The following is a 25,506-nucleotide window of genomic DNA, read 5'->3' as shown; positions in this document are numbered from 1 at the left end:
GTTTTCCGTCCGGAATGGCATAATGCATCAGGTCAGGAGCCGACTTCGTCCACGCCGCCAACGAGCTGCGGGCGCAGGTGCAGATAGCGCGTCGCCTTTCGCTTGGCGGCGATGTCGGCCCAGACACGTTCGATCTGTGAGGCGGCCAATCCCGCCGCTTGCCCTACCACCTCGGCGGACACGCCGTTGTTGAGGCCGTAGAGACACAGATCCATCCGATCGTAAGGCAGGGAGAAGTAGAATTCTTCCTGCGTCTGCGCCAGCGAGTAGGTGTCGGTGGTCGGCGGCCGGTTGCGGACCTCTTCCGGAATGCCGAGATAGGCGGCTAGCGCATAGACCTGCGTCTTGTAGAGATGCGCGATCGGCTTGACGTCGGCGGCGCCGTCGCCGTTCTTGACGAAGAACCCCTGGTCGTATTCCAGCCGGTTCGGTGTGCCGAGCACGGCGAAGTTCAGCCGGTCGGCATGATAATATTCGAGCTGCTTGCGGGTGCGCTGCTTCATGTTGGTGGCGGCAACGATGCCGAGATAGATTGCCACCGGCATCCGCAGTTTCGTCTGCTTGCCTTGCGGGTCCTGCACCACCAGCGACGAGATGTTGTAGCCCTCGCCTTCGAGCACGTTCGCGATCACGATCTTCGAGGCCCAGCCCTTGCCATAGTCCGGGACCATTTCGCGGATGAAGGCGTCGCGGCGTTCATAGCAGCCCATTGCCCGCAGGGTCGGCCCGATATCCTCCACAACGGCCTCGACGCCGAAAGTGTCGGCGACCAGATGGCCGAGTCGCAGGCTTTCGGGGTCGGAATCGCTTTCCGGCATGAGGACGCACAGCACATTCTGGTGGCCGACGGCCCGCGCGGCCAATGCAGCCGAAACGCTGGAATCTATACCGCCCGAAAGACCGAGCACGAGGCCGCGCTTGCGAATGCCGCGCAACTGCTCGCGCAGGGCCGCCACGATCCTGTCCGTTTCGGCGGCGGGATCGATGACCAGGGCTTGCGTGAAGGCCGGCGCATCCTGGGTTGAGCCGATGTTCATTGCTCGGCCTCCATCATCTCAGCCGCGAGCCGGCGGCTGACCTTGCCCGACTCCGTCTTCGGTAATTCGCTGCGGAACTCTATGATTTTGGGGACCATGAAATCCTCCAGGTGGCGCGCGCAGTGACGAATGATGTCCTTTCCGCCAAGCGCCGGATCGGACCGCACGACGAGCGCGCCAATCGCATGCCCCAGCACCGGATCCGGCACGCCGACGACCACCGCTTCCGCGATACCTGGATGGGCGTGGAGCACGGCCTCCACTTCCTTGGGGGCGACCTTCTCGCCACGCGTCTTGATGATGTCGTCCTTACGCCCGACAAAATAGAGAAAGCCGTCCTCGTCGGTCTGGAACAGGTCGCCCGTATAGAGCACCTTTTCCCAAGGGTTAGGCCCCGGCCGGAGCGCTCGTTCCGTCGCGGCCTTGTTGCGCCAATAGCCCTGCATCACGTGCGGACCGCGGATGACTAGCTCACCTGCCACGCCCGCCGGCACGCGTTGTCCAAGGTCGTCGACGACAAAGGCTTCCGTGTTGGGGATGGCTATGCCGACCGACCCTGGCCGGCGGTCAAGTTCCTCGGGTGGCAAATAGGTGCAGCGCTTGCATTCGGTCAGCCCATACATCGAATAGATCCGGACGCCGGGCAGCAACGAGCGCAGGCGTTCTATGTGGGCTGGCGGCAAGGCGGCCGCGGTGTTGGAAATATAGCGGAGGCTGGGCAGGAAACCCGGCGCCAGATCACGCATCTGCAGGATCATCGCCGCCATGGTAGGCACCAGCGGAAGGCCGGTGACGCCCTCTTTGCGGATGCGTTCGAAGATCTCGTGCGGGAAGGCGAAGGACTTCTCGAGCACCAGCGTGGCCCCGAGCCTGACTGCCATCAGCAACTGGTAGAGGCCATAGTCGAAGGCAAGCGGGAGGACGTTCAGGATGATGTCGTCCGGCGCGTTGCGCAGATAGGTGGCGATCGACCCCGCGGCAGCGTCGCAATTGCGATGCGTCATCATCACACCCTTGGGCCGGCCGGTCGAACCTGACGTGTAGATCAGCATCGCAAGGTCGACGTCGATGCCGCGATGGTCTACCTCCGCGCCATCGAACGTCAGGCAGTCAGTCAGGGACGCGGCCCCTGCCGGGCATTGCCCATCGGCCCCAGGAGTGGAAGCCACGAAGATGCCGGTCTTGCCTTGCGATGCGCAGGCTTCGGTGACCACGGGCATCAGCTTCGCCTGCGTCAGGACCGCCCTGGCGTCGCAATCGGCGATGATGTAACCGAGCTTGTCGACCTTTGTGGAGGGGTTGATCGGACTGAAGGTCGCACCTGCCTTGAGTGCGGCAAAGATCGATACGGCGGCCTCCCAGCAATTGTCCATGAAGACCAGGACGCGGTCGTCGCGCCTGATCCCATTCATGAAGAGAGCGGTGGCCAGCCGGCTCGAAAGGTCGTCAAGTTCTTCGTAGCTCAGCTTTTTGCCCCTAGTGACCAATGCCGTCTTGGCCGGGTGGGCAGCAGCCTTCGCCACCAGAAAATGCTCGATCCGCACGGAACGTTCCTCGCCGTTGGCGCTTACGCTGCCAGCGTTTGTGCTCTCGCCTCGATGAAGGACGAGATGCGGTCAAGCGAGTCCAGGTTGGCCGGAACGATGTCGGCATCCACCATCGCGATGCCGAAATTGTCCTCGATGAAGGCCACCAGCTCAAGTACCGCAGTCGAGTCGATAATGTCGTTCTCGATCAGCGAGGCTGAATCCGACAGTTTGTAGGAGGTGTCGCCGAACAGGAAGTTGTCGACGATAAAGCTTCTGACCCTGTCCTTGATTGCCGTCATGATGTCTTTCCTTTTCCTCGCCGTCTCAGGCCGCTCTTGCCGCGCCGACCGCTTGGCCGGCGAAATTCTTCTGCCACAGCTGCGTCGACAGAATGCCGACGAAGGCGGCGTTGTCGCGAAATCCGGTCGCGGTCTCCATGCGGCATTTCTCGTGGAGCTTGGCCACCGCCTTGGCGTTGAACAGGCCGCCGGCGGTAATGCTCGCCTCGCCCAGGCAGTCACGCACATAGTCTAGTTCCTCCGCCCCGACGAAGGAGCGGGCCTCCGGGGCGCGGTAAGGTTGCTTGGTGCGTTTGCCGATTGCCGCCGGAAGGTGGTGCCTGGCCACCTTGCGCAATATGTGCTTCTCCATCAAGCCTTTCAGTTTCATCTCCGGCGGAAGTCTTGCCGCGAACTCTACCACGCGATGATCCAGGAAAGGAAACCGCCCTTCGATGCCGTGCGCCATGGCCATCCGATCGCCTTGGCTGGAGAGGATGTAGCCGGGCAGGAGGAAGCGGGTTTCGAGATATTGCGCCTGATGCAGCGGATGCCATAGGGAAAACGCCTCGGGCAGGCGGCTGGTCAGCTCTTCAGCTGCGTCATAACCCTTCAACGTCGCGCGCAGGTCGCCGGAAAAGAAGATTTTCGCCGCCGCCGTGGTCTTGAAGCGTGGCCGATGCGAGAACAGCGGATCGTCGAGGGCAGCGTTGCTGGTGCCGAAGAAGGCAGCCAGATACTCCACCGATTGCTGTTGCAGGCCCGGCAGATACGGGTAAAGCCGGCGGAACAGCTGCGGCCTTATGCGCGATGTGGGCTGCCGCCCGCAGAACCGGCGGACACGCGCCTCCTTGAAGACGTCGTAACCGGCGAAGACCTCGTCGGCGCCTTCACCCGTCAGCACCACCTTCAGGCCGGCCTGGCGAACCAGGGCGGACAATTTGTAGAGTGGCGCTGGCGCCGTGCGGATGATCGGCCGCTCGGCAAAGCGGATGACCTCAGGAAAGACGCTGGCGATATCGCGGGCGCCGCATTCTATGGCGTGGTGGCGCGTGCCGAGCGCCGAGGCCATTTCGATCTGAAAGGCGCTTTCGTCATGCTCGGCGCTGTCGAAGGTTACGGAAAATGTCTCCAGTCTCCGAGGAGTCATGCCGGCGGCAAGCGCCGAAACAAGCGAGGAATCGAGCCCTCCGGAAAGATAGGAGCCGACCGGCACGTCGGCCCGCATGCGAAGCCTCACCGCATCGGTCAGAAGGGCTTGCAATTCCTCTGCCGCGTGGTCCTCGTTCGTGATCTTCGACGGCTCATCACGATGCGGATAGTCCAAGTGCCAGTACCGTTTGACCGTGACCTGCCCCTGCGTCGCGATCATCACACTTGCCGGTTCCAACTCGTGGATATTGCGGAACGCCGTGCGCGGAGCGATCGGCGCCCACAGCGTAAAGATCTGATCCAGCGCAATCGGATCAATTTCAGCGGAGACGCCCGGGACCTTTAGCAGGGCTTTGATCTCCGAGGCAAAGTAAAGCACCCCGTCCTTACTTGTGTAGAACAGCGGCCGGACACCCATCCGGTCTCGTGCAAGCACCATTCGTCGCTGCCGATTGTCCCATATCGCCAAGGCGAAATCACCGTTCAGGAGAGACAAGCAGTCTTCGCCCATCTCCTCATAGAGCTGAAGGATGACCTCTGTGTCGCTCGAGGTCCGAAAGTGCCGGCCCTTGGCGATCAGCCCTTCGCGCAGTTCTATGTAGTTGAAAATCTCGCCGTTGAACGCAATCGTCAAATTGCCGGCCTCGTCGGACATCGGTTGCTGGCCATCGCCGATGCCGATCACCGACAGCCGCGCATGCCCGAGCCCGGCATCGGGTGCTACGAATTTCCCTTGCTCATCCGGCCCACGATGGGCAATTGCGGCTACCATGTGCGTGAGCAAAGCTTCCGCATCCCGGATTGACCCGAAATAACCCCCGAATCCACACATCCCTTGAACTCATATTGAACGCTAAGGTACGGAACATAACCTCGATAGTGGCATCTGAGGTTAATCCGATATTTTCACCGAGCATGTGGTTAACAAGGAGTTTGCCACGATGTGGTCTTCGTGGCTAGGACGCGATGGCTCTCCATCACCTCGCGGTTGCGGCCGTAATAGCCGGAACGATAGCCCAGACGCTCCGACGTGGCGAACCGCCTGGATACAAACGGGCCGCGCGCAACGTGCTGGCGACCTTGAGGCAAATTCAACCGCAGGCTGCTGGGCTGACTATTATCGGGGTAGGTTTTTTCAACGCTTGCAACGGCTTAGTGTTTTCCGACACGCGCCGGGCGCGAACGGACCAGAGCATTTCCAAAAAAGTGTGACACGGTTTTCTCTGCAGAAGCGCGCGGCGCTTCTGCAGCAATTTGCCTCGAAATCAAGAGATGACGGGGGTTTCAACCTGTCTGTGGAACGGTTGATCGCTCTAGGCCTTTTGTCCGGGTTGGCATGGCTGGACACGGGCGGCTAAGGCTGGAAATGTGATTGCACGTCTTCGCTGCCGGGGGGCTGGCCGGAGGACGAGGAGGATGGCGCTGAATTTCGAATATATTGCCGGCCATCCGGCGCTGCACCGTCATGTCGAGGCGCAGTCGAAGGCGCTGCTGCATATCTATGAAACGAGCCCACGCCTGGCTGCCGTGTTCGCCACGCAACAGCGCTGGCTGCTGGCTCACACCGGCCTAGCCCTGCATTTCGCCCGCGACCCGCGCGATCCCCGCACGGAACTGACACTGGCCCGCTTCATCGATGCCGTGCTTCACTATTCCGTCGCCAGCCGCAACACGGCCGAAGCCTTCATCAAGGAGATGCTGTACTATCACATCATCGAATACCTGCCGCACACCGGTGATGGACGAGCCCATCCCTTTCAGGTGACGGCAGCGACGCTGAAGGAATTCGATGGCTGGGTGGTTGCGCATCTGCGCACGCTCGACGGTCTCGACGGCGGCGACCGCCTCGCCGCGTTTCTCAAGCAGCACGGCATGATTGCCAGGCTGCAGCCGCTGGTGGCGGAAGGCCTGCTCTCCTCCAACCCTGTGCGTGAGCCCAAGCAGACGTTTTCGCTGTTCATCTGGCTCAACAATGGCGGCATCGTCATGGATTGGCTGATGTCTGGCATCGATCCCGACAATGCCGGCCTCGACCGGATCCCGACCAGCGTGGTTTCGATCGGCGAATTCGCCAGTTGGCTAAAACTCTCGCGCACCCATCTTGCGCGCAAATTGCGCGACGCCGAAAAGCTCGGCAGCGTCGGCTGGCTGGGCCGGCGCGGGCATTCGGTGATGTGGGTGTCGAACAGCTTCTACCAGGAATACATGACCGTCCAGGCCGCCAAGCTTGCCGTTATCGATGCCGCGTTCGAAGCCTGCCGACCGGCGTCGCCGCACGCTGGCTGAACGTTCGGCGCAGACGCTGTTGCGCAGCCGATCGTGCCGACCGCGAGGACCCGTCCGGGCGCATGGCCGAGGTGGCCTTTCCGCCGTCGGGATACGGACATCTGGACAGCGGGGGCGAAGCCTGAAAGCGGAACGATCCGCGCGAGCGGCAGCGATCCGCCCGACGGGTTCGGGTGGATCAACTGGTCAAAAGCCGGGCGCAGCATCTCAATCGATGTCGAATGACACGCCCTGCGCCAGCGGCAGCGCCTTGGAATAGTTCACCGTGTTGGTGGCGCGGCGCATATAGGCCTTCCAGGCATCGGAGCCGCTCTCGCGGCCGCCGCCGGTTTCCTTCTCGCCGCCGAAGGCGCCGCCGATCTCGGCGCCCGACGTGCCGATGTTGACGTTGGCGATGCCGCAATCCGAACCATCGACGCCGAGGAAGCGCTCGGATTCCTGCAGGTCGCGGGTGAAGATCGACGACGACAGTCCGGCGCCGACCGCATTGTGCTCGTCGAGCACGGCATCGAAATCGGAATATTTCATCACGTAGAGGATCGGCGCGAAGGTTTCTTCGGTGACGGGAGCCACCTGCTTCGGCATTTCGACCAGCGCCGGATGCACGTAATAGGCATCGGGATGGCCATTCTCGACCCGCGAACCGCCGGTCAGCTTGCCGCCGTGAGCGGTGGCTTCCTTGAGCGCCTTCTGCATGGCGTCGAAGGCCGCCTTGTCGATCAGCGGCCCGACGAGCGAAGACGTCTCCAGCGGATTGCCGACCGAGACGCTCTCATAGGCCTTCTTCAGCCGCGGCAGCAGCGCGTCATAGACTCTGTCATGCACGAACAGGCGCCGCAGCGTCGTGCAGCGCTGGCCGGCGGTGCCCATGGCGCCAAAGGCGATGGCGCGCAGCGCCATGTCGAGATCGGCGGTCGGGCAGACGATGCCGGCATTGTTGCCGCCGAGTTCGAGCACGGCGCGGGCAAAGCGCTTGGCCAGACGCGGGCCGACATCCCGGCCCATGCGGGTCGAGCCGGTGGCCGAAACCAGCGCCACCTTCGGGTGGTCGACCAGGATCTCGCCGACGGAGCGGTCGCCAATCAGCACCGGTGCCAGGCCCTGCGGCGCATCCGCGCCGAAGCGCTTGACCGCGCCGGCAAAAATCGCCTCGCAGGCGAGCGCCGTCAGCGGCGTCTTTTCCGAAGGCTTCCACACCACGGCGTCGCCGCAGACCAGCGCCAGCGCCGCGTTCCACGACCACACCGCGACCGGGAAATTGAAGGCCGAAATGACGCCGACGACGCCGAGCGGATGCCAGGTCTCCATCATGCGATGTCCCGGACGCTCGGTGGCGATGGTCAGACCGTAGAGCTGGCGGGAAAGGCCGACGGCGAAATCGCAGATGTCGATCATTTCCTGGACTTCGCCGAGGCCTTCCGACGGGATCTTGCCGACCTCGATCGACACCAGCCGGCCAAGCTCGGTTTTGTGCGCGCGCAACTCCTCGCCGAGCAGCCGCACCAGTTCGCCGCGCCGGGGACCTGGCACCATCCGCCAAACCTGGAACGCCGTGTGCGCGGCATCGATGGTCTTGGCCGCATCGGCCGGCGAAATCGTCTTCAGCGCCGCGATCTGTTCACCCGTCACCGGGCTGCGCACGACGAGGTCGCCGCCGGTCAGCGCGTCCTTGGCCACACCCAGTTTCGCCAGAAGTTCGGCCGTTTCCTTCGCTATCGTCATTTTTATCCCTTTCAGATCCGCTCGCCATCATAGGGCGGCGGTCGAGCCTTGGCGCCATTATCGCCCGCATGCCGCGGGCGCTGTCATGGCGTGCCATTACTCGTTTCAGGGGAAAATCGCCACCCCGGCATGGTCCAAGCCGGGATTGCACGATTGAGCCAGAGGAGGAACAGGCTTAGTGCGCTGTCTTCGCCGGCGCCTTCACGGCTCCGTCCCGCATCAGCCGGTCGATATGCATGCGGATATGGGCGGCTTCCGCTGCCGTGTTGGCCAACGCAATGGCGCGATCGAAGGCGACACGCGCCTCTTCGCCACGGCCGAGCTGCATCAACAGACCGCCCTTGAGGCCGAAGAAGTGGAAATAGCCGGACAGCCTCTCGCCAAGCGGCTCGATCATGGCAAGGGCAGCTTCCGGCCCGCGCACCTTGGCGACCGCAACGGCACGGTTCAGCGTCACCACCGGCGAAGGTTGCATCGCCTCCAGCAGGCTGTAGAGCAGGTCGATCTCTGTCCAGTCGGTCTCCTCGGGGGTTGCCGCCCGCGCATGAAGGGCGGCGATCGCCGCCTGCACCTGGTAGGGTCCGGGCTTCTGGTGGCGCAGGGCCTTGTCGACCAGCGCCAGGCCTTCGTCGATCATCTTGCGGCTCCACAGCGAGCGGTCCTGGTCGTCGAGCAGCACGATCTCGCCATTCTCGTCGAAGCGGGCCGGCGCGCGCGCATGCTGCAGCAAAAGCAATGCCGTCAGGCCCATGATCTCCGGTTCGGTCTGGAACAGCCGCAGCAACAGGCGCGCCAGCCGGATCGCCTCCTCGCAAAGCGGCGCACGCGCCGGCGCCTCGCCGCTGTTGGTGGAATAACCTTCGTTGAAGATCAGATAGACCATGGCGGCAACGGCGGCGAGCCGCTCCGAGCGCTCGACCGCGCCGGGCGTCTCGAACGGCACGCCGGCATCGGCAATGCGCGCCTTGGCGCGCGTGATGCGCTGTTCCATGGCGCTTTCGCCGACCAGGAACGCACGCGCGATCTGCTTGACGGTGAGACCGGAGACGATGCGCAGCGCCACCGCGATCTGCTGCGTAGGCGGCAGATCCGGATGGCAGCAGATGAACAAGAGCCGCAATATGTCATCGCGGTAGTGCGCGCCGTCCAGCCGTTCGGCGATATCGCTCTCGGCATCTTCCAGGTCCGAGATCTGGTCCTCTTCCGGCATCGGCGCCTGCTTGGCGCGCTTGCGCACCGCGTCGATGCCGGTGTTGCGGCCGACAAAGATCAGCCACGCCGCAGGATCGCGCGGCGGCCCGTTCTGCGGCCAGTTCTTGAGTGCCCTCAGGCACGCGTCCTGGAAAGCTTCCTCCGCCGTATCGAGATTGCGGAAATAGCGCAGCAGCGCACCCATAGCCTGCGGGCGGGCAGCGCTGATCGCCGAGCTTATCCAGGCGAGGTCTGTCATGTGGCTACTCTGGTTGGGTTGAAGACGGAAACCGGTCGGATCTCATAGGATCCGCCGCTGGGATTGACCTCGGAAAGCTCGCGCGCGAAGTCGACGGCCTCGTCGAGATCGGCGCATTCCAGCGTGTAGAAGCCGAGGAACTGTTCCTTGGTCTCGGCAAACGGGCCGTCGATGACGACCGATTCGCCCTTGACCTTGCGCAGCGTCGTCGCGGCGGTGGTGGGCAAAAGCCGCGCCACCGGCCCAAGCCGGCCGGCTTGAGCGTATTTTTCCTGCACATGCATGAGCTTTGCCATGACCTCGTCATCCTGTGCCTTGCTCCAGGAGGAGACGACATCTTCGGAGGCATAGCAGAGGATAGCGTAGAGCATGGGACGTCCTTTTCTGTCTCAAAGGACGAAACAGTAGGGCCTATGCCGACATGGCGTCGACAAAAAAGTTACGCCATTTTTGTCAGCCTTCGCTTGCCTTCAACCATCTCAGCACAAGAGCCTCTTCATCATCGAGACCGTCTATCGATCGCTTGCGCTTGTTGGCCTCGGTCATTTCGCTAAGCAGCCGCCCTTCCACCCAGGCTTCGAAAACCTGTGGATGGATGTAGCATTTGCGGCAGACGGCGCGTGTGTTGCCGAGCCGCTCGGCCACCTTGTCGATGACGGCGTTCATTACACGCTTGGTCTGCGCCTGGCTTTCGGGAAGCTCCGTCCGCGCAAACAGCGACGCGGCATGGATGGTGCCGCCCCAGGTGCGGAAATGCTTGGAGCTGAAATTGGCGCCGATCGCGTCGCGGATATAGCGGTTGACATCGTCGGAGCGCACTCCATGCCTCTCGCCATCCTCGTCGAGATATTGGAACAGTTGCTGCCCCGGAATATCCTGCGCGCCGCGCACGACCCGGGCGATGCGGCGGTCGACCAGCTTCAATTTCCATTCCTTGCCGGACTTGCCCTTGAAGGCAAAGCGCAGGCTCGATCCCTTGATGTCGACGTGGCGGTCGCGTAGCGTCGTCAGCCCAAAGCTCTTGTTGTCGCGGGCATAGGCGGCATTGCCGACCCGGATCATCGTGTTGTCGAGCAGCCAGACAATTGCCGCCACGACGCGCTCGGCCGGCAGGCCACGGCGGCGCAGATCGGCATCGATCCGGCGGCGCAGCTCCGGCAGGCTTTCGGCAAAGGCGACAAGGCTGGAGTATTTGGCGCCGTCGCGCTCGGCGGCCCACAGCGGATGGTATCGGTACTGTTTGCGCCCGCGCTGGTCGCGGCCGGTCGCCTGGATGTGGCCGGCGGGATCGGGCGAGATCCACACATCCGTCCATGCCGGCGGAATGGCCAGCGCCTTGATGCGGGCAATGGCTGCCGCGCCGACGGCCTGTCCTTTCGCGCCCTTGTAGGAAAAGCCTTCGCCCGCCTTCAGGCGCCGGATCCCCGGCTCGCTGTCGCTGATATAGGTGAGCGAGGCCTGTTCGGCAGCGGTCTGCGCGCCGTTCTTCGGCGCTCCATCGTCCCCCCGTCCGGCAGCCGACCGGCCGGATGGCGTCCCAGATTTGTCAAGCATGCCCGCTCCACGAAATTTTTCTCGTAGATAAGCGCCAAGCCGACTGCTGGTTCCACCCCGTTGCTATGGAATGTGGTCGGGTCCACCAATGGTGGCACCAGCCGGCACGGCCATCCAGAGGCCGCCATCGTCGACGTGAGGCGGATGGTAGTCGCGCCCGGGCGGAATCTGTTCGAACACGGCCCCTGCCTCATCGGCAAGGTAGTCATAGCCCACATCCTGCAGGAGCCCCTTTGGATCAAGGTGGTGGTAGATATTGCGGCGGGCGATCCGCCGCTTCGGCTCCATCATCTTTAAATGATAGAGGTTGAGCCCGCTGTTGCGGGCCTTGAAACCAAGATCGGGAGGATACCAGAGCCCGTGCAGGTCCTCTGGTCGGTACTTCGCCGGATCGTAGGCTCTGAACAGACGATACTGGAACTTTTCGGCCCACAGCCCGTCGACCCGGTACTCGGTCGGCGAATACAATTCGCGGAGCCGGAACCCCCAGGCCATGCGCCTGTAATCCCCCGTCAGCTGTCCGATCCGCTCCGCGGTACCGCGTTCCAGCCGCTCATCGGGATCAATAGCCAGGATCCAGTCGGCGGCAGCTTCATGCGCTGCGTCGAGTAAGATCCGCCGCCGCTGCGGCTCGCTGCTGAACACGCCGGTCGCCCCGCGATCGTCATAGGCAATCCAGCCGTCAACGACCGGATCGATATTGGTGATCAGATCGGCAACCAGATGCGCGTCATAACGATAGCTGAAAACTGCGACCGTTCTCTGGCGCGTCCAGAACAGTCGGCTCCGTCGCCAGCGTCGAGGCTTGATTTGGCTCGTTATCATTTTCTTGTTGCCGCTTTCACGCGATTTCGCACGCCAATATAGACACCCACGGATTTGACCAGCAGGGCAAGCCAGACAATTGGCATCGACATCATCGCGAAAGTTCGATCCCGATCGGAAAGCCCGATCTTCGCCAGCTTGCGGGCATTCCGCCGATCGCGAAACGTGTCGCGAAAACACCGAAACGGAGTGTTCAGGGCGGACGCTGCGAGGTAATCGCCGCGGCGACAGCCGCGCCTGTACTGATCGGCAAGCAATCTGGACAGCCGGGTTTCGTTGCGATGAACGGTTTGCACCTTAGGCTCCCAGACCGGCTGCAGTTCCTGCGGCAGGCGCCCCAGGAATTCGGTGTCTTCGGCAGCAGGCATGGTTTCATCGAACAAGCCATATTCATCGAACAGCCGCCGATCGAACGACACGCCGTAACGCAGCGCACGATCCGGCGGCAGACCGGGAAGCCGTCGCATGAACATGATCAGATGAGCCGCACAGGCGATCAGATTGCGCGGATGGCTATTCACCATCGCGCTCGCCACGGCGCGGTCGCCAGCCAGATGCCGCTGCATCCGTGCCTCGGCCCAGCCCGAACAGGCGAGGCAATCATCGGCAAGAAAGGCAACGAAAGGCGCTTTGGTGGCCGCAATGCCGAGATTGCGGGCTGCGCCTACAAACAGCCTTCGACCGACCTCGATCACTGGCACCTTGACCCCGGCGCCGGTCAGCAGCGCCAGGACCTCGCCTCCGCCCGAGTTGACCACCATGATCTCGAGCGGCTCATCCTGATCCAGCAGGGATGTCACCGCCTCGACGATTTGAGCCGGCGCGCGATAGCCGATGACAATGACGGCAAGCTGCGGCGGGGCTGATTCAGGCACGTTGCAACTGGACGCGCGGAGAGGAAAACCAGCGCCGCAGCGCCAGCTTCAGCTGGTAGCGCCTGCAACGCCAGGTGTTCGACCGCACCTTCGGCGCCGCCGCCGCGATCCTCAGGAACCGCGCCGCCGTCTCCAGATCGCCGCGCGCATAGTGAACCCGGGCGATCTTGAGGGCGACCAGCCCCTCCCTGGTCTTTAGCGACGATAGTGGGATGCCACAGTCAGTCAGCTCGCGCAGCGCCAGCCGCCAGTCGAGAAAGCGGCGCACCGGCCTGGTGATGAAGCGATCATCGGAACGCACTGCCGAAACGTGGTAGATCATGACGGGATGCACGATCAGGGCAAGCGACGCCCTGCCCATCAGCCTGGACCAGAACAGCGTGTCCTCGTCATAGGCAAGCCCGGTCGGGAAGCGCGTGTCGCCGACGACGCGCCGGGAAACCAGCGCACTGCCCACGGCGATCGAGCGAATGTGACCTTCCAGATAGGCCGAGGCATTGGCTATACCGTCTTCTATGTAGCCGGCTGGAAGCTTGAGGTTCCGGTTCTCGCCATCGGTGCGCCGACGGTAGGCGCCGATCACCATGTCGGCGGCCGGCTGCTCCCCCGCCCGGACCAGCATCGACCGCAGCCCGCCCTCCAGATGCAAGTCGTCGGCGTCGATCAGGTAGATCCAGGAGCATTGCGCCTGCGCCAGCGCCACATTGCGGGAGCCGCCCGCGTCCCGGCAGTTGCTCATGAGCACGCGCAACGGCAACGAGAATTGCGTGGCGGCATTCAGCGCGGCTTCTGCCGTCCCGTCCGAGGAGGAATCGTCGACCAGCAGCACCTCGCCGATAACCTCGGCTTCGGAACGAAGCGAGGCCAGCGTGGCCGCTATGGTTGCCGCCGCATTGTGCGCCGGGATGATGACACTGATTGCCGTCAATACCGAACTCCGCATCAGCATGCCTGCCGACCGATCCTCCCCGAAGTTTCGACCGAGCATAACGGGCATGGACGTTGTTGAGAAGCTGTGCTTCGAGGCTGTCAGGCCTTCTCGAGCGCAACCGGAATGACGTCGACGGCCTGGTCGCCGACCTGGCCGCCGGTGGTTTTCAGCACGCCGACGATCGGAGCCACGTCGGAATAGTCGCGGCCATAGCCAACGGTGATGTGGTCGTTGCTGGCCCGCATGCCATTGGTCGGGTCGAATTCCTGCCAGCCGGCATCGCGCCCACACCACACCTTAACCCAGGCATGCATGGCATCGGCGCCTTCGAGCCGCGGCTTCCCTTTCGGTGGAATGGTGCGCAGGAAGCCGCTGACATAACCCGCAGGAATACCTAGCCCGCGCAGGCCGGCGATCATGATGTGGGAGAAGTCCTGGCACACGCCCCGCTTCAAACGGAAGGCATCGCTGGCCCCGGTACGCACCGTGGTCGCTTCCCCGTCATAGGTGAAGTCGCGGTGGATGCGGTTGCACAGATCGATGGCCATGCCGACCGTCGAGCCGCCGGCGCTGTCGCAGGCATAGGCGGTGATCGCCGCATCGATGCCGGCATGATCGCTGGCGGCGAGAAAGTGATGCGGTGCATCCGGCCCCAGTGACCGTACGGCGCCGAGTTCTTCCCGCAGGCGCTGCAGATCGGGCGACACGTCGAGCCCAGGCTCCGGCCGTGACACCGACACGCGCGCGCTCATTCTGATGTCGAGCCCGTCATGGACGTCGCGAAAGGCGATCGCGGTGACATTGTTGCCGAAGAAATCGGCAAAATCCGTGCGCTCCGATGGGGTCGGCACAAACGAAAGCGAGGCCGCGATCACGCGCTGCACGCCGGCAATGGTCGGCGGCAATACACGCACCTGATGCCGGCTGCCGCCGGCCGCGGCGTCATAATCGTAGCTGAGATGAAGCCTGATATCGTACAGCATGTTAACCGAAATACGCTTTAGCCAGGCTGCTGTAGAGGTTGCCGATCTCAGTTGCGAGATCGTCCAGCACCTCCGCCGACATCTCCGATGGCTCCATGACGGCAATTGCCGTGTTGAGCTGCAGGATTTCCTTGGCCGCGACCGACATATGCCCCTCCGGCCCAACCGATGGCAACAGGCCGATCTCCGCCTTCAGCCGTTCGAGCTGGAACAGGATCGAGCGCGGGTTGAGTGGGTCGAGCGCCAAGAGGTCGATCACCGTGCGCCGTCCGGCCCGCACCGGATATTGCCGGCGGTGGGTCATGACGCTGTCACCGATCTCCAGCATCATGTCGAGCGAGCCGTCCGGCGCACCGGACCTTGTCAGTCGGGCTAGCGTACGGGCGATCTGGATGCCGCGCTCGATCCGCCGGCCGATCTCGAGGAAACGCCAGCCGGTGAAACGGTACATATTCTCGTGCAACAGGCCGGAAAAGCCGGCCAACTTGCGCAGCATGACCGTCATCGCCCGTGTCGCGTCGTCACCCGGCGCCACCGTGGTGGCGAACTGATGAATGGTCTTCGACAGGTCCTTCAGCGCCAGCCAGCCATCGGGTGAAAAGCGGTCGCGGATCTGTCCGGCGCTGTAGACGGCGCTGTCCAGCGTGCCGATCAATCCGGGCGGAATGGCCGCTTCGAGATCGATGCCGAAGGGTTCGAGATAGTCCCTTATATCGGCGAGCAGCAGCATGTCAGGATCGGACGTCTCGGCCAGCCGCACATGATAGGCGCGCAGGATACGCACCGTATCTTCCGAACGCTCGATATAGCGGCCGAGCCAGGTCAGGTTTTCCGCCGCGCGGCTGGGCAGGCTGCCCGGCATGGTGCGGACGAAGCTGTCATGCTCCTGCGGCAGCAGCGTCTCGCGCTCGACCGACCGGTCGCTGACCACCCAGACGTCGGCCGCCTGGCCGCCGCGCTGCATGGCGATGGCCGTCGGGTCGAGCGATAGGCCGACACGGGCGAAACCGCCCGGCATTACCGTCCAGCCATCGGGCGTGCGCGCCAGATAAACGCGCAGGCTTGCCGGTCGCGGTTCCAGCCAGCCGCCGACATAGACCGGCGTCGTTGACAGCGTCACCGCTTCCTGGCCGACGAAACCGCTGCCATCGCTCTCGATGCGCGCGATCAGCGCGATGCGTTCCTCCGGCGTCAGTGCCGAACCGAGCCTGGTCTGGCCGTCATCCTCGAAGGCCAGCCGCGTCGACAGCGCCGGACCGATCACCATGCGATCGATATTGGCAAGCACATGGGCCCGTTCGGTTGCTTGCCCGCACCACCAGGTGGCGACGCTTGGCAACAGAAGTTCTTCGCCGCGCAATGCGCGCGAAATCTTCGGCAGGAAAGCGAGCAGCGCCCGGGTTTCCATCAAGCCCGAACCCAGCGCATTGACCGTCGAAACCGTGCCGCGGCGGATCGCCTCGACCAGCCCCGGCGTGCCGATATGCGAGTCCGACCTCAGTTCCAGCGGATCGGCAAAGGCGGCATCGAGCCGCCGCCACAGCACGCTGATCGGCATCAGCCCGGAAACCGTGCGCACCATCAGCTTGCCGCCGGAGACGGTCAGATCCTCGCCCTCGAGCAGCATGATGCCGAGATAGCGGGCGATATAGGCGTGCTCATAATAGGTCTCGTTGAGCGGCCCCGGCGTCAGAATGGCGACGCGGCCGTCATTCTCTTTCGCCATGCCGATCAGAGCATCGCGAAAGCGACGGAAGAAACCGGCCAGGCGATGCACATGCATCTCGCCATAGATGTCGGACAAAGCCCGCGTCGTGGCGACGCGGTTTTCCAGCGCAAAGCCGGCGCCCGACGGCGCCTGCGTGCGGTCGCCCAGCACCCACCAGCTTCCATCCGGCCCACGGCCGAGCTCGAAGGCGCAAAAATGCAGGAAATGACCGCTGGCCGGCATGGTGCCGACGACGGGGCGCAAATATTCGGGGCTCGCCGCAATCAGGCCTGCCGGCAGGATTCCCTTCTCGATCAGCCGGTTCGGCCCGTAAATATCAGCGACTATCTCCTCGAAAAGCTCGGCGCGCTGGACGAGACCGGCGCTGATCCCGGCCCATTCCTTGTCTTCGATCAGCAGCGGGATATGCGCCAGTGGCCATTCGCGCTCGTTGGCGCCGGCCTTGTCGTAGACGCGATAATAAACGCCGGCGTCGCGCAGATACTGGTCGGCGCGGGCAAAGCGCTGGCCCAGCTTTTCGGGACCCAGCTCCTCCAGCGCCTCGATGAAGGGCGCCCAGGCCGGACGCGGATGGCCCGAAGCATCGACCATCTCGTCGACGACGCCGTCAATCGGCTGATAGTGCTCCAGCAGACTGTGCCTCAGCGGCTTGCCGCGGACCTTTTTCTGATTCCCCTTTGCCATCGCTGATCAGAGTCTTGCTGGCCGCCTGAGGTCAAGGGTCATGGGGAAGTCTTCAGAGGCTTCTTCATTGCGCACCACATAGGCCGACGGCGTATGGCCGCGCGGCTCGAAGCGGGCGAGACGCCGCGCCTCAGCCTCATTGCCGTTGACCGGGAAGGTGTCGTAGCTGCGCCCACCTGGATGCGCGACATGGTAGACGCAGCCGCCCACCGCCCGCCCCGACCAACGGTCGTAAATGTCGAAAACCAAAGGCGTGTTGACCGGCAGCGCCGGATGCAGGCCCGACGAAGGCTGCCAGGCCTTGAAGCGCACACCGGCCACCGCGACCTCGCGATTGTCGGTGACCTTCATCGGCACGATTCGGCCATTGCAGACAATGGCATGACGTTCCGGGTTGAGGCCTTCGGTCCTGACCTGCAGCCGTTCGACCGAGGAGTCGACGAAACGCACAGTGCCGCCGATTGCGCCTTGCTCGCCCATGACATGCCACGGCTCCAGCGCCTGCCGCAGTTCCAGCTTGATGCCGGCATGCTGGACTTCGCCGCAGAACGGAAAGCGGAACTCCAGCTGGGCATCGAACCATTCCGGCCGGAATTCGAACCCGTTGAGCTTGAGGTCGTCGAGCACGTCGAGGAAATCCGCCCAGACATAGTGCGGCAGCATGAAACGGTCATGGAGCGAGGTGCCCCAGCGCACGAAGCGGCCATCAAGCGGGTTGTTCCACGCACGGGCGATGATGGCGCGTACCAGCAATTGCTGCGCCAGCGACATGCGCGCATTGGGCGGCATCTCGAAACCGCGGAACTCAACAAGCCCAAGCCGGCCGGTCGGGCCATCGGGCGAAAACAGCTTGTCGATGCAGATTTCCGAGCGGTGCGTATTGCCGGTGACATCGGTCAACAGGTTGCGAAACAGTCGGTCGACCAGCCAAGGCAGCGGTGGGTTGCCCTGGCCCGGGTGCGGCACCTGCGCCATCGCGATCTCGAGTTCGTAAAGCGAATCGTGCCGCGCCTCGTCGAAGCGCGGCGCCTGGCTGGTCGGGCCGATGAACAGGCCGGAGAATAGATAGGACAGCGACGGGCGCCGCTGCCATTGCAGCACCAGGCTCTTCAACAGATCGGGCCGGCGCAGGAACGGGCTGTCATTGGGCGTCGCGCCGCCGACGACGACATGGTTGCCCCCGCCGGTACCGGTGTGGCGGCCGTCGATCATGAACTTGTCGGCGCCAAGCCGCGTCTGCCGTGCTTCCTCGTAGATCGCCGTCGTCGTCGCCACGCAGTCCTGCCAGTTGGCAGCCGGATGGATGTTGACCTCGATGACGCCGGGATCGGGTGCCACCCTGATGACGTTGAGGCGCGGATCGTGCGGCGGTCCATAGCCTTCGATATGGACGGGAAGGCCGATCGCCTTGGCCGCGTTTTCGGCGGCTGCGACGAGTTCGAGATAGTCTTCCAGCGCCTCGACCGGCGGCATGAACACGCACAGCCGCCCGTCGCGTGGCTCGACCGAAAGTGCTGTACGCACCGCGCCGCCGATCTCGGTGATCTCCTGTTCGACCCTATCCTGCTGGCCGGTCGTCGCCGTGAAAGAAATCGCCTGCTGGCGTCGTGCCATCTCGTCGGCGCCTTCCAGCTCGGCCGGAGCCGGTTCTGGCAGTATGGCTTCCCGCGCCGGCAGCGGTCCACGCGGCAGCGACGGATCGACCGGCACAATATAGGGGAACTGCGCCGGCGGCACATAGGGCAGCGTGCCCAGCGGCAGGCGGTAACCGACAGGGGAATCGCCCGGCACCAGGAACAGCCGCCCGCGCCGGGTCTTCCACTTCTCCGAGCGCCAGCGCGGGTCCGAAGCCTGGCTGTTCCAGCGCTGCACCGGCAGCACGTAGCCCGACGGCTTGGTCAGCCCGCGCTCGAACACTTTCGCCATGCGGCTGCGCTCTTCCGGGTCTTCCAGCTTGGAGTTGGACGGATCGACATTGTCGGCCAGCTTGCCTTCTTTCAGCAGCCATTCGGCCGGGTCCTCATAGGCCTCGCTGACCATCGCCTTGTCGATGCCGAGTTCGCCGGCGATTGCCGTCAGCAAGCTCTCGGCCTGCTGCGGCCCCACCTTTGCGTCGCTCTTTTCGCGTGCGATCAGCGACGGATCGCTCCACACCGGCTGGCCGTCGGTGCGCCAATAGAGCGAAAAGGTCCAGCGCGGCAGGCTTTCGCCCGGATACCATTTGCCCTGGCCGTAGTGGAGGAAGCCGCCCGGCGCGAAGCGTTCGCGCAATTTACGGATCAGCGCATCGGCCTTTTCGCGCTTGGTCGGGCCGACGGCGGCGGTGTTCCACTCGGCGGACTCGAAATCGTCGATGGAGACAAAGGTCGGCTCGCCGCCCATGGTCAGCCTGACGTCGCCCGCTTGAAGTGCGGCGTCGACCTTGTTGCCCAGCGCATCCAGCGCCTGCCAGCTTTCGTCCGAGAATGGCTTGGTGATGCGCGGATGTTCGGCGATGCGGTCGACACGCATGTCGAAGCCGAATTCGACATTGGCGAAGCTCGCCATGCCGGAAATGGGTGCGGCGTTGCGGAAATGCGGCGTGGCCGCCAGCGGCACATGGCTTTCGCCGGTGAGCAGGCCCGACGTCGGATCGAAGCCGATCCAGCCGGCGCCCGGCAGATAGACCTCGCACCAGGCGTGCAGGTCGGTGAAGTCGACGGCGGTTCCGGCTGGGCCATCGAGCGCGACCAGATCGGGCTTCAGCTGGATCAGATAGCCTGAGACGAAACGCGCGGCGAGGCCGAGATTCCTGAGAATTTGCACCAGCAGCCAGCTCGAATCCCGGCACGATCCCTTTTTCGCGGCCAGCGTTTCCTCCGGCGAGAACACGCCGGTTTCCATCCGCACGATATAGGCGATCTCCCGCTGCAGCCGCGCATTGAGGTCGACGACGAAATTGACGGTGTTGGTGGCGCTACGGTCGATGGTTGCGAGGAAAGCCGACAGCAGCGGCCCCGCCGGCTCCGGCGTGCGGTAGATGGCGAGATCGTCCCTGATGTCTTCGGGGTACTCGAACGGGAAGGTCTCGGCCGATGGCTCGACGAAGAAATCGAACGGATTGTAGACCGTCATGTCGGCGACGAGATCGACCTCGATCTTCAATTCCGTCACTGGTTCCGGGAAGACGAAGCGGGCCAGGAAATTGCCGTAGGGGTCCTGCTGCAGATTGACGAAGTGGTTCGCCGGCCCGACCTTCAGCGAATGGCTGAGCACCTTGGTGCGGGAATGCGGTGCCGGCTGCAGCCTGATGACCTGGGGCCCGAGAACCACCGGCCGGTCATATTTGTAATGGGTCAGGTGGTAGACGGCTGCCAGTATTGCCATGGGGCCCCGGAGATCGGCGTTTCTTCAGCCGAACCCTGACACATCTATTGGCCATTCTCCAAGCAGAGATGTTGCGCTGCACCTAAATTAAGCAGCCGAAGCCGGCTACGCTGTGTCGAGATTCAGGTCAGGCCGAGTCGAAAATGGCTGATACCGAGAACCGGAGCAGAGCGTACTTTTGGCACGCGAGCACCGGAAGCGCAGGTATCGGCCATTTGCAGGCCGGCCTCACTTGAATTCGGCACAGCTTAGAAAAACGCCTGTATCCCCGTCTGCGCCCGTCCCAAAATCAGCGCATGCACGTCATGCGTGCCTTCATAGGTGTTGACCGTCTCCAGGTTCTGCGCGTGGCGCATGACGTGGTAGCCGATCTGGATGCCGTTGCCGCCATGCATGTCGCGGGCCTGGCGCGCGATGTCGAGCGCCTTGCCGCAATTGTTGCGCTTGACGATCGAGATCATTTCCGGGGCCATCTTGCCTTCATCCATCAGCCGCCCGACGCGCAGCGAGCCCTGCAAGCCGAGCGCAATCTCGGTCTGCATGTCGGCGAGCTTTTTCTGGAACAGCTGCGTGCCGGCGAGCGGCTTGCCGAACTGCTTGCGGTCGAGTCCATACTGCCGGGCCCGGTGCCAGCAATCCTCGGCGGCGCCCATCGCGCCCCAGGAAATGCCGTAGCGGGCCCGGTTGAGGCAGCCGAATGGGCCGCCGAGGCCCCTGGCGTTGGGCAGCAGCGCGTCTTCGCCGACTTCGACGCCTTCCATCACCACCTCGCCGGTGATCGAGGCCCTAAGGCTGAGCTTGCCGCCGATCTTCGGCGCCGACAGCCCCTTCATGCCCTTCTCCAGCACGAAACCGCGGATTTCGTCCTTGCCGTTGTCGCCCTTCAGCTTCGCCCAGACCACGAACACATCGGCGATCGGCGCGTTGGATATCCACATTTTCGAGCCGGAAATCCTGTAGCCGTTCGCGGTCTTCTCGGCCCGCGTCTTCATACCGCCGGGATCGGAACCCGCATCCGGTTCGGTCAGGCCGAAGCAGCCGATCCATTCGCCCGAGGCCAGCTTAGGCAGAAAATTCTTGCGCTGTTCTTCCGAGCCATAGGCATGGATCGGATACATCACCAGCGACGACTGCACGGACATCATCGACCGGTAGCCGGAATCGACCCGCTCGACCTCGCGCGCCACCAACCCGTAGGTGACGTAATTGGCGCCGAGCCCGCCATATTCCTCAGGGATGGTGATGCCGAGCAGGCCGGCCTCGCCCATCTCGCGAAAGATGCCGGCATCGGTCTTTTCCTCGAGATAGGCCTCCTCGATGCGCGGCGCGAGCTTGTCGGCGGCAAAGGCGGCCGCGCCATCGCGCACCATGCGCTCATCCTCGGAAAGCTGGTTCTCGATCAGGAAGGGGTCTTCCCAAACGAACGCGTTCTTGTCGGCGGCCATGGCTTCGCTCTCTCCCAAAATCTTGAAGTGCTCGGGCTTATCCGCCTTCGCTTCGGAAAAATCAAACAAAATTGCATCACCGATCAATGAGGTTTAGTAATGGATCATGAACGTCCAACGCCGGCTTTTGCCCAGCACCAGCGCCCTTGCCGCCTTCGAGGCCGTGGCCCGCCTTGGCTCCTTCACCGCTGCCGCCCAGGAACTCGATTTGACCCAAGGGGCCGTCAGCCGCCAGATAGCCCTTCTGGAGGAACAGTTCGGCCGCCGGCTGTTCGAGCGCGACAGCCGCAATGTTCGGCTGTCCACGGCGGGCGAAATCTATGCCGAAGCCGTGCGGGCGGCACTCGGGCAATTGCGCGACGCGGCGCTCGGATTGATGAGCAATCGGCATAGCGGCATGCTGAACCTCGCCATACTGCCGACCTTCGGCACGCGCTGGCTGATGCCGCTGATCCCGGATTTCGTCGCAGAAAACCCTGACATCACCATCAACTTTGTCACCCGCATCGGCCGCTTCGACTTCGCCCGCGAGCGGCTCGACGCCGCCATCCATCATGGCCAGCCCGACTGGCCGGACGCCGACTCCACGCTTCTGATGCGCGAGACCGTAATGCCGGTGGTCTCGCCAGACTTCCTTGCCAGCCGCGATATCACCACGGCGGCCGACATTAGCCGCCTGCCGCTGCTGCACATGGCGACGCGTCCCGGGGCCTGGGGCGAATGGTTCGAGGAACAGGGCTTGAGCGCACCGATCGGACCCGGCATGCAGTTCGAGCAATTCGGCACCGTTGCCCAAGCCTGCATGGCGGGGCTTGGCGTCGCGCTCCTGCCGCAAGTTCTTATCGCCGGCGAATTGCAGCGCGGTCAGCTCGTGCAGGCGCCGGGACAGCCGATGCAAAGCCGCAGCGCCTACTACCTCGTCGTCCCGAACGACAAGCGCGGCCACCCGCCCGTCGTCAGCTTTCGCGACTGGCTGCTGGGCCAGGTTGAGAAGGAACCGGCCGTTCTGGCCTGGTAGCTACTGCCGCTTCATCGACTCGGTTTCCGGCTGGAAGCGCAGCGTTTTTGCGACTTGCGTTCGGCAACTTTCGCATCGAGCTTGCTTTTGATCCGGGCGAAAGCCTGGTCTCCATCGACCGAACTGCCACTCGCCATGCCCTCGTCCCAAAGACGCCCCAACTCTTGGACACTCACTTTCTCGAAACTTGCCATATCGCGCGTATCTCCACACAAGGATGGGATTGCAAGGAACCATTCGAGGCTACTTCCGCTTCAAGGCATCGGCCAGTGCTGCGCCAAACGCGCCTTGCTGTGCCGGTCCTTCCGGCTGACGCTGCGGCATCGGCGAAGGTTGCGCCGGCTTGCCGCCGCCATTGTCGCGCGGCCCCTTCGGCGTCCCGCCCTCGCCGCCGTCCTTGCGCATGGACAGCGCGATGCGCTTGCGCTTGATGTCGACATCGACGACCCGCACCTTCACCACATCGCCCGCCTTCACCACCTCATGCGCGTCCTTGATGAAACGATCGGCCAGTTGCGAGACATGCACCAGCCCGTCCTGGTGCACGCCGATATCGACGAAGGCGCCGAAGGCCGCGACATTGGTGACGGTGCCTTCGAGAAGCATGCCGGGCTTCAGATCCTTGATATCGTCGACGCCCTCGGCAAAGGTCGCCGTCTTGAAGCCGGGGCGCGGGTCGCGGCCGGGCTTTTCCAGCTCCGCAATGATGTCGCGCACCGTCGGCAGGCCGAACCGTTCGTCGACGAAGACGCGCGGATCGAGCGCCTTGAGCGCGGCACTGTCTCCCATCAGCGAGCGCACATCGCGACCGCAGACGGCTACGATCTTCTTGGCCACGCCGTAGGCTTCCGGATGGACCGACGAGGCGTCGAGCGGCTCGCTGCCATTGGCAATGCGCAGGAAGCCTGCGGACTGTTCGAACGCGCGCGGTCCGAGCCGCGCTACCTTGAGCAGCTCCTTGCGGCTGGCGAACGGCCCGGTCGCATCGCGATGCGCGACAATGGCATCGGCAAGCGACGCGCCCAGGCCTGACACGCGGGCCAAAAGCGGCGCCGAGGCAGTGTTGAGATCGACGCCGACGGCATTGACCGCGTCCTCCACCACCGCCTCCAGCGAGCGGCCAAGCCGGTACTGGTCGACATCATGCTGGTACTGGCCAACGCCGATCGATTTTGGCTCGATCTTGACCAGTTCGGCGAGCGGGTCCTGCAGGCGCCTGGCGATCGACACCGCACCGCGCAGCGACACGTCGAGCCCGGGAAACTCAGCCGCCGCTGTCGCCGAGGCCGAATAGACCGAGGCGCCGGCTTCGCTGACGATCACCTTGAGCGGCTTCGGCCCGCCATCCGAAGGCATATCGGACAGCATGTCGGCGACCAGCTTTTCAGTCTCGCGGCTGCCGGTGCCGTTGCCGATCGAGATCAGCTCGACCTTGTGCAGGCGGATGAGCTTGGCGAGCTCCGCCTGTGTGCCGCGCACATCGTTCCGCGGCGGAAATGGATAGACCGTCGTCGTCGCCAGCACCTTGCCGGTGCCATCTACCACCGCGACCTTGACGCCGGTGCGGATGCCGGGATCGAGCCCCATGGTCGGCCGCGATCCGGCGGGCGCTGCCAGCAGCAAATCCTTGAGGTTGCGTGCAAAGACATGGATCGCCTCTTCCTCCGCCCGCTCGCGCAGGTCGCGCATCAAATCGAGCGTCAGGTGCAGCGAAAGCTTGATCCGCCAGGTCCAGCCGGCGACTTCCATCAGCCAGCGGTCGCCCGGCAGGCTGCCGCCGATGGCGTAGGCATTGGCGATCATCCGCTCGACCGGCTTCACCGGCGAGGCATCGTCGGCATCGACCTCGATGTCGAGCGACAACACCTCTTCGTTGCGGCCGCGCAGCATGGCCAGCGCACGGTGGCTCGGAACATTGGCCCAGCGCTCGACATGCTCGAAATAGTCGGAGAATTTCGCCCCGGCCTCCTGCTTACCGTCGACGACACGGGCACGCATGAAAGCGCGCTCCTTCATGTAGGTTCGCAATTTGCCGACCAGATCGGCATTTTCCGCAAACTGTTCCGACAGGATGTCGCGTGCGCCTTCCAGTGCGGCCTTGGCGTCGGCCACATCCTCGGTCACATAAGCCAGCGCCGCCTCGGCGGGCACCAACGACCGGTTGGCCAAAATAGCCTCCGCCAATGGCCCCAGCCCGCGCTCCCGGGCGATCTCGGCCTTGGTGCGGCGCTTGGGCTTGTAGGGCAGGTAGATGTCTTCCAGTTCAGCCTTGGTGGCGGCAGCCACAATTTTGGCCTCAAGTTCGTCGGTCAGCTTGCCCTGCTCGCGAATCGAACCAAGGATCGTATCGCGCCGCGCATCGAGCTCGCGCAGATAGGCCAGCCGCTCGGCAAGGTCGCGCAATTGCGTGTCGTCGAGCCCGCCGGTGACCTCCTTGCGGTAGCGCGCCACGAACGGCACCGTCGCGCCCTCATCGAGCAGCCCTATAGCTGCCGATGCCTGCTCCGACCGCGCCCCGATCTCTGCCGCGATGATGGATGCGATGCGTTTGCTGTCTGCTGCCATGCTGGTCCCTGTCGCAAAGAGCGGCGACCATAGGCGCTGATGTCCGTCCCGCCAACCGCAGTGTTCTCAAGCGTCAA

The 25,506-nt window shown here is 63.7% G+C and carries 19 protein-coding genes; 2 read left to right on the top strand and 17 right to left on the bottom strand.

Annotation, left to right across the window (positions count from 1 at the left end):
* Window positions 1-32: 32 nt before the first annotated feature.
* The 4 genes from nadE to asnB are packed head-to-tail and all read right to left on the bottom strand — an operon-like array spanning window position 33 to window position 4,828.
* Entirely contained in the window at window positions 33-1,037 is a 1,005-nt protein-coding gene (gene nadE, locus NKI31_RS04695) for an NAD(+) synthase (RefSeq protein WP_352650622.1), read from the bottom strand.
* Window positions 1,034-2,581: a class I adenylate-forming enzyme family protein gene (locus NKI31_RS04690; RefSeq protein WP_023703949.1), complete on the bottom strand. Its 1,548-nt coding sequence runs from the start codon at window positions 2,579-2,581 to the stop codon at window positions 1,034-1,036. Before NKI31_RS04690 ends, nadE begins: the two co-directional genes overlap by 4 nt.
* A gap of 23 nt (window positions 2,582-2,604) precedes the next feature.
* Window positions 2,605-2,868, bottom strand: coding sequence for an acyl carrier protein (locus NKI31_RS04685; protein ID WP_023671787.1), 264 nt, complete (start codon window positions 2,866-2,868; stop codon window positions 2,605-2,607).
* A gap of 22 nt (window positions 2,869-2,890) precedes the next feature.
* A complete protein-coding gene (gene asnB / locus NKI31_RS04680) occupies window positions 2,891-4,828 on the bottom strand; it encodes an asparagine synthase (glutamine-hydrolyzing) (protein WP_352650620.1) in 1,938 nt (645 codons plus the stop codon).
* A 584-nt stretch (window positions 4,829-5,412) separates the two neighbouring features.
* Between asnB and NKI31_RS04675 the strand changes: the two genes are divergently transcribed.
* Window positions 5,413-6,282 carry a hypothetical protein gene (locus tag NKI31_RS04675; RefSeq protein WP_352650618.1) on the top strand — a complete coding sequence of 290 codons (870 nt, stop codon included), beginning with the start codon at window positions 5,413-5,415 and terminating at the stop codon, window positions 6,280-6,282.
* A gap of 207 nt (window positions 6,283-6,489) precedes the next feature.
* On the opposite strand, the gene amaB is transcribed toward NKI31_RS04675, so the two are convergent.
* The 11 genes from amaB to NKI31_RS04620 form a co-directional block, all read right to left on the bottom strand.
* The gene (gene amaB, locus NKI31_RS04670; RefSeq protein ID WP_352650616.1) at window positions 6,490-8,004 is read right to left on the bottom strand and encodes an L-piperidine-6-carboxylate dehydrogenase; all 1,515 of its coding nucleotides are present in this window, start codon (window positions 8,002-8,004) and stop codon (window positions 6,490-6,492) included.
* A gap of 175 nt (window positions 8,005-8,179) precedes the next feature.
* The gene (locus tag NKI31_RS04665; protein ID WP_023707663.1) at window positions 8,180-9,454 is read right to left on the bottom strand and encodes an RNA polymerase sigma factor; all 1,275 of its coding nucleotides are present in this window, start codon (window positions 9,452-9,454) and stop codon (window positions 8,180-8,182) included.
* A complete protein-coding gene (locus NKI31_RS04660) occupies window positions 9,451-9,825 on the bottom strand; it encodes a YciI family protein (RefSeq protein WP_023671781.1) in 375 nt (124 codons plus the stop codon). The genes NKI31_RS04665 and NKI31_RS04660 overlap by 4 nt, the downstream gene beginning before the upstream one ends.
* A gap of 82 nt (window positions 9,826-9,907) precedes the next feature.
* Window positions 9,908-11,008 carry a DNA topoisomerase IB gene (locus NKI31_RS04655; protein WP_023683452.1) on the bottom strand — a complete coding sequence of 367 codons (1,101 nt, stop codon included), beginning with the start codon at window positions 11,006-11,008 and terminating at the stop codon, window positions 9,908-9,910.
* Between the two features lie 63 nt (window positions 11,009-11,071).
* Window positions 11,072-11,833 (bottom strand): hypothetical protein, encoded by a 762-nt coding sequence (locus tag NKI31_RS04650; RefSeq protein WP_352650613.1) that lies wholly within the window; start codon window positions 11,831-11,833, stop codon window positions 11,072-11,074.
* A complete protein-coding gene (locus NKI31_RS04645) occupies window positions 11,830-12,708 on the bottom strand; it encodes a glycosyltransferase family 2 protein (protein ID WP_352650611.1) in 879 nt (292 codons plus the stop codon). Before NKI31_RS04645 ends, NKI31_RS04650 begins: the two co-directional genes overlap by 4 nt.
* Window positions 12,701-13,636, bottom strand: a complete 936-nt coding sequence (locus tag NKI31_RS04640; protein ID WP_352650609.1) for a glycosyltransferase family 2 protein — start codon at window positions 13,634-13,636, stop codon at window positions 12,701-12,703. The genes NKI31_RS04645 and NKI31_RS04640 overlap by 8 nt, the downstream gene beginning before the upstream one ends.
* A gap of 101 nt (window positions 13,637-13,737) precedes the next feature.
* Window positions 13,738-14,622 carry a transglutaminase family protein gene (locus tag NKI31_RS04635; RefSeq protein WP_352650607.1) on the bottom strand — a complete coding sequence of 295 codons (885 nt, stop codon included), beginning with the start codon at window positions 14,620-14,622 and terminating at the stop codon, window positions 13,738-13,740.
* Window position 14,623: 1 nt separating this feature from the next.
* Window positions 14,624-17,035: a circularly permuted type 2 ATP-grasp protein gene (locus tag NKI31_RS04630; RefSeq protein ID WP_023703955.1), complete on the bottom strand. Its 2,412-nt coding sequence runs from the start codon at window positions 17,033-17,035 to the stop codon at window positions 14,624-14,626.
* Between the two features lie 6 nt (window positions 17,036-17,041).
* Window positions 17,042-20,401 (bottom strand): transglutaminase family protein, encoded by a 3,360-nt coding sequence (locus NKI31_RS04625; protein ID WP_352650605.1) that lies wholly within the window; start codon window positions 20,399-20,401, stop codon window positions 17,042-17,044.
* A 248-nt stretch (window positions 20,402-20,649) separates the two neighbouring features.
* On the bottom strand, window positions 20,650-21,846 hold the full coding sequence (locus tag NKI31_RS04620; RefSeq protein ID WP_023703957.1) for an acyl-CoA dehydrogenase: 1,197 nt from the start codon (window positions 21,844-21,846) through the stop codon (window positions 20,650-20,652).
* A gap of 106 nt (window positions 21,847-21,952) precedes the next feature.
* On the opposite strand from NKI31_RS04620, the gene NKI31_RS04615 reads away from it, so the two are divergent.
* Complete coding sequence (locus NKI31_RS04615) at window positions 21,953-22,864, top strand: LysR family transcriptional regulator (RefSeq protein WP_286439811.1); 912 nt, start codon at window positions 21,953-21,955, stop codon at window positions 22,862-22,864.
* An 11-nt stretch (window positions 22,865-22,875) separates the two neighbouring features.
* On the opposite strand, the gene NKI31_RS04610 is transcribed toward NKI31_RS04615, so the two are convergent.
* On the bottom strand, window positions 22,876-23,058 hold the full coding sequence (locus NKI31_RS04610) for a hypothetical protein (protein WP_023671771.1): 183 nt from the start codon (window positions 23,056-23,058) through the stop codon (window positions 22,876-22,878).
* Window positions 23,059-23,107: 49 nt separating this feature from the next.
* Complete coding sequence (locus NKI31_RS04605) at window positions 23,108-25,429, bottom strand: Tex family protein (RefSeq protein WP_023683462.1); 2,322 nt, start codon at window positions 25,427-25,429, stop codon at window positions 23,108-23,110.
* Window positions 25,430-25,506: the final 77 nt, after the last annotated feature.

This window comes from Mesorhizobium sp. M0659 (assembly GCF_040320605.1).
Classification (GTDB): domain Bacteria; phylum Pseudomonadota; class Alphaproteobacteria; order Rhizobiales; family Rhizobiaceae; genus Mesorhizobium.
Note: the sequence above shows the minus strand (reverse complement) of the source record. Positions and strands in the feature narration are given on the sequence as shown.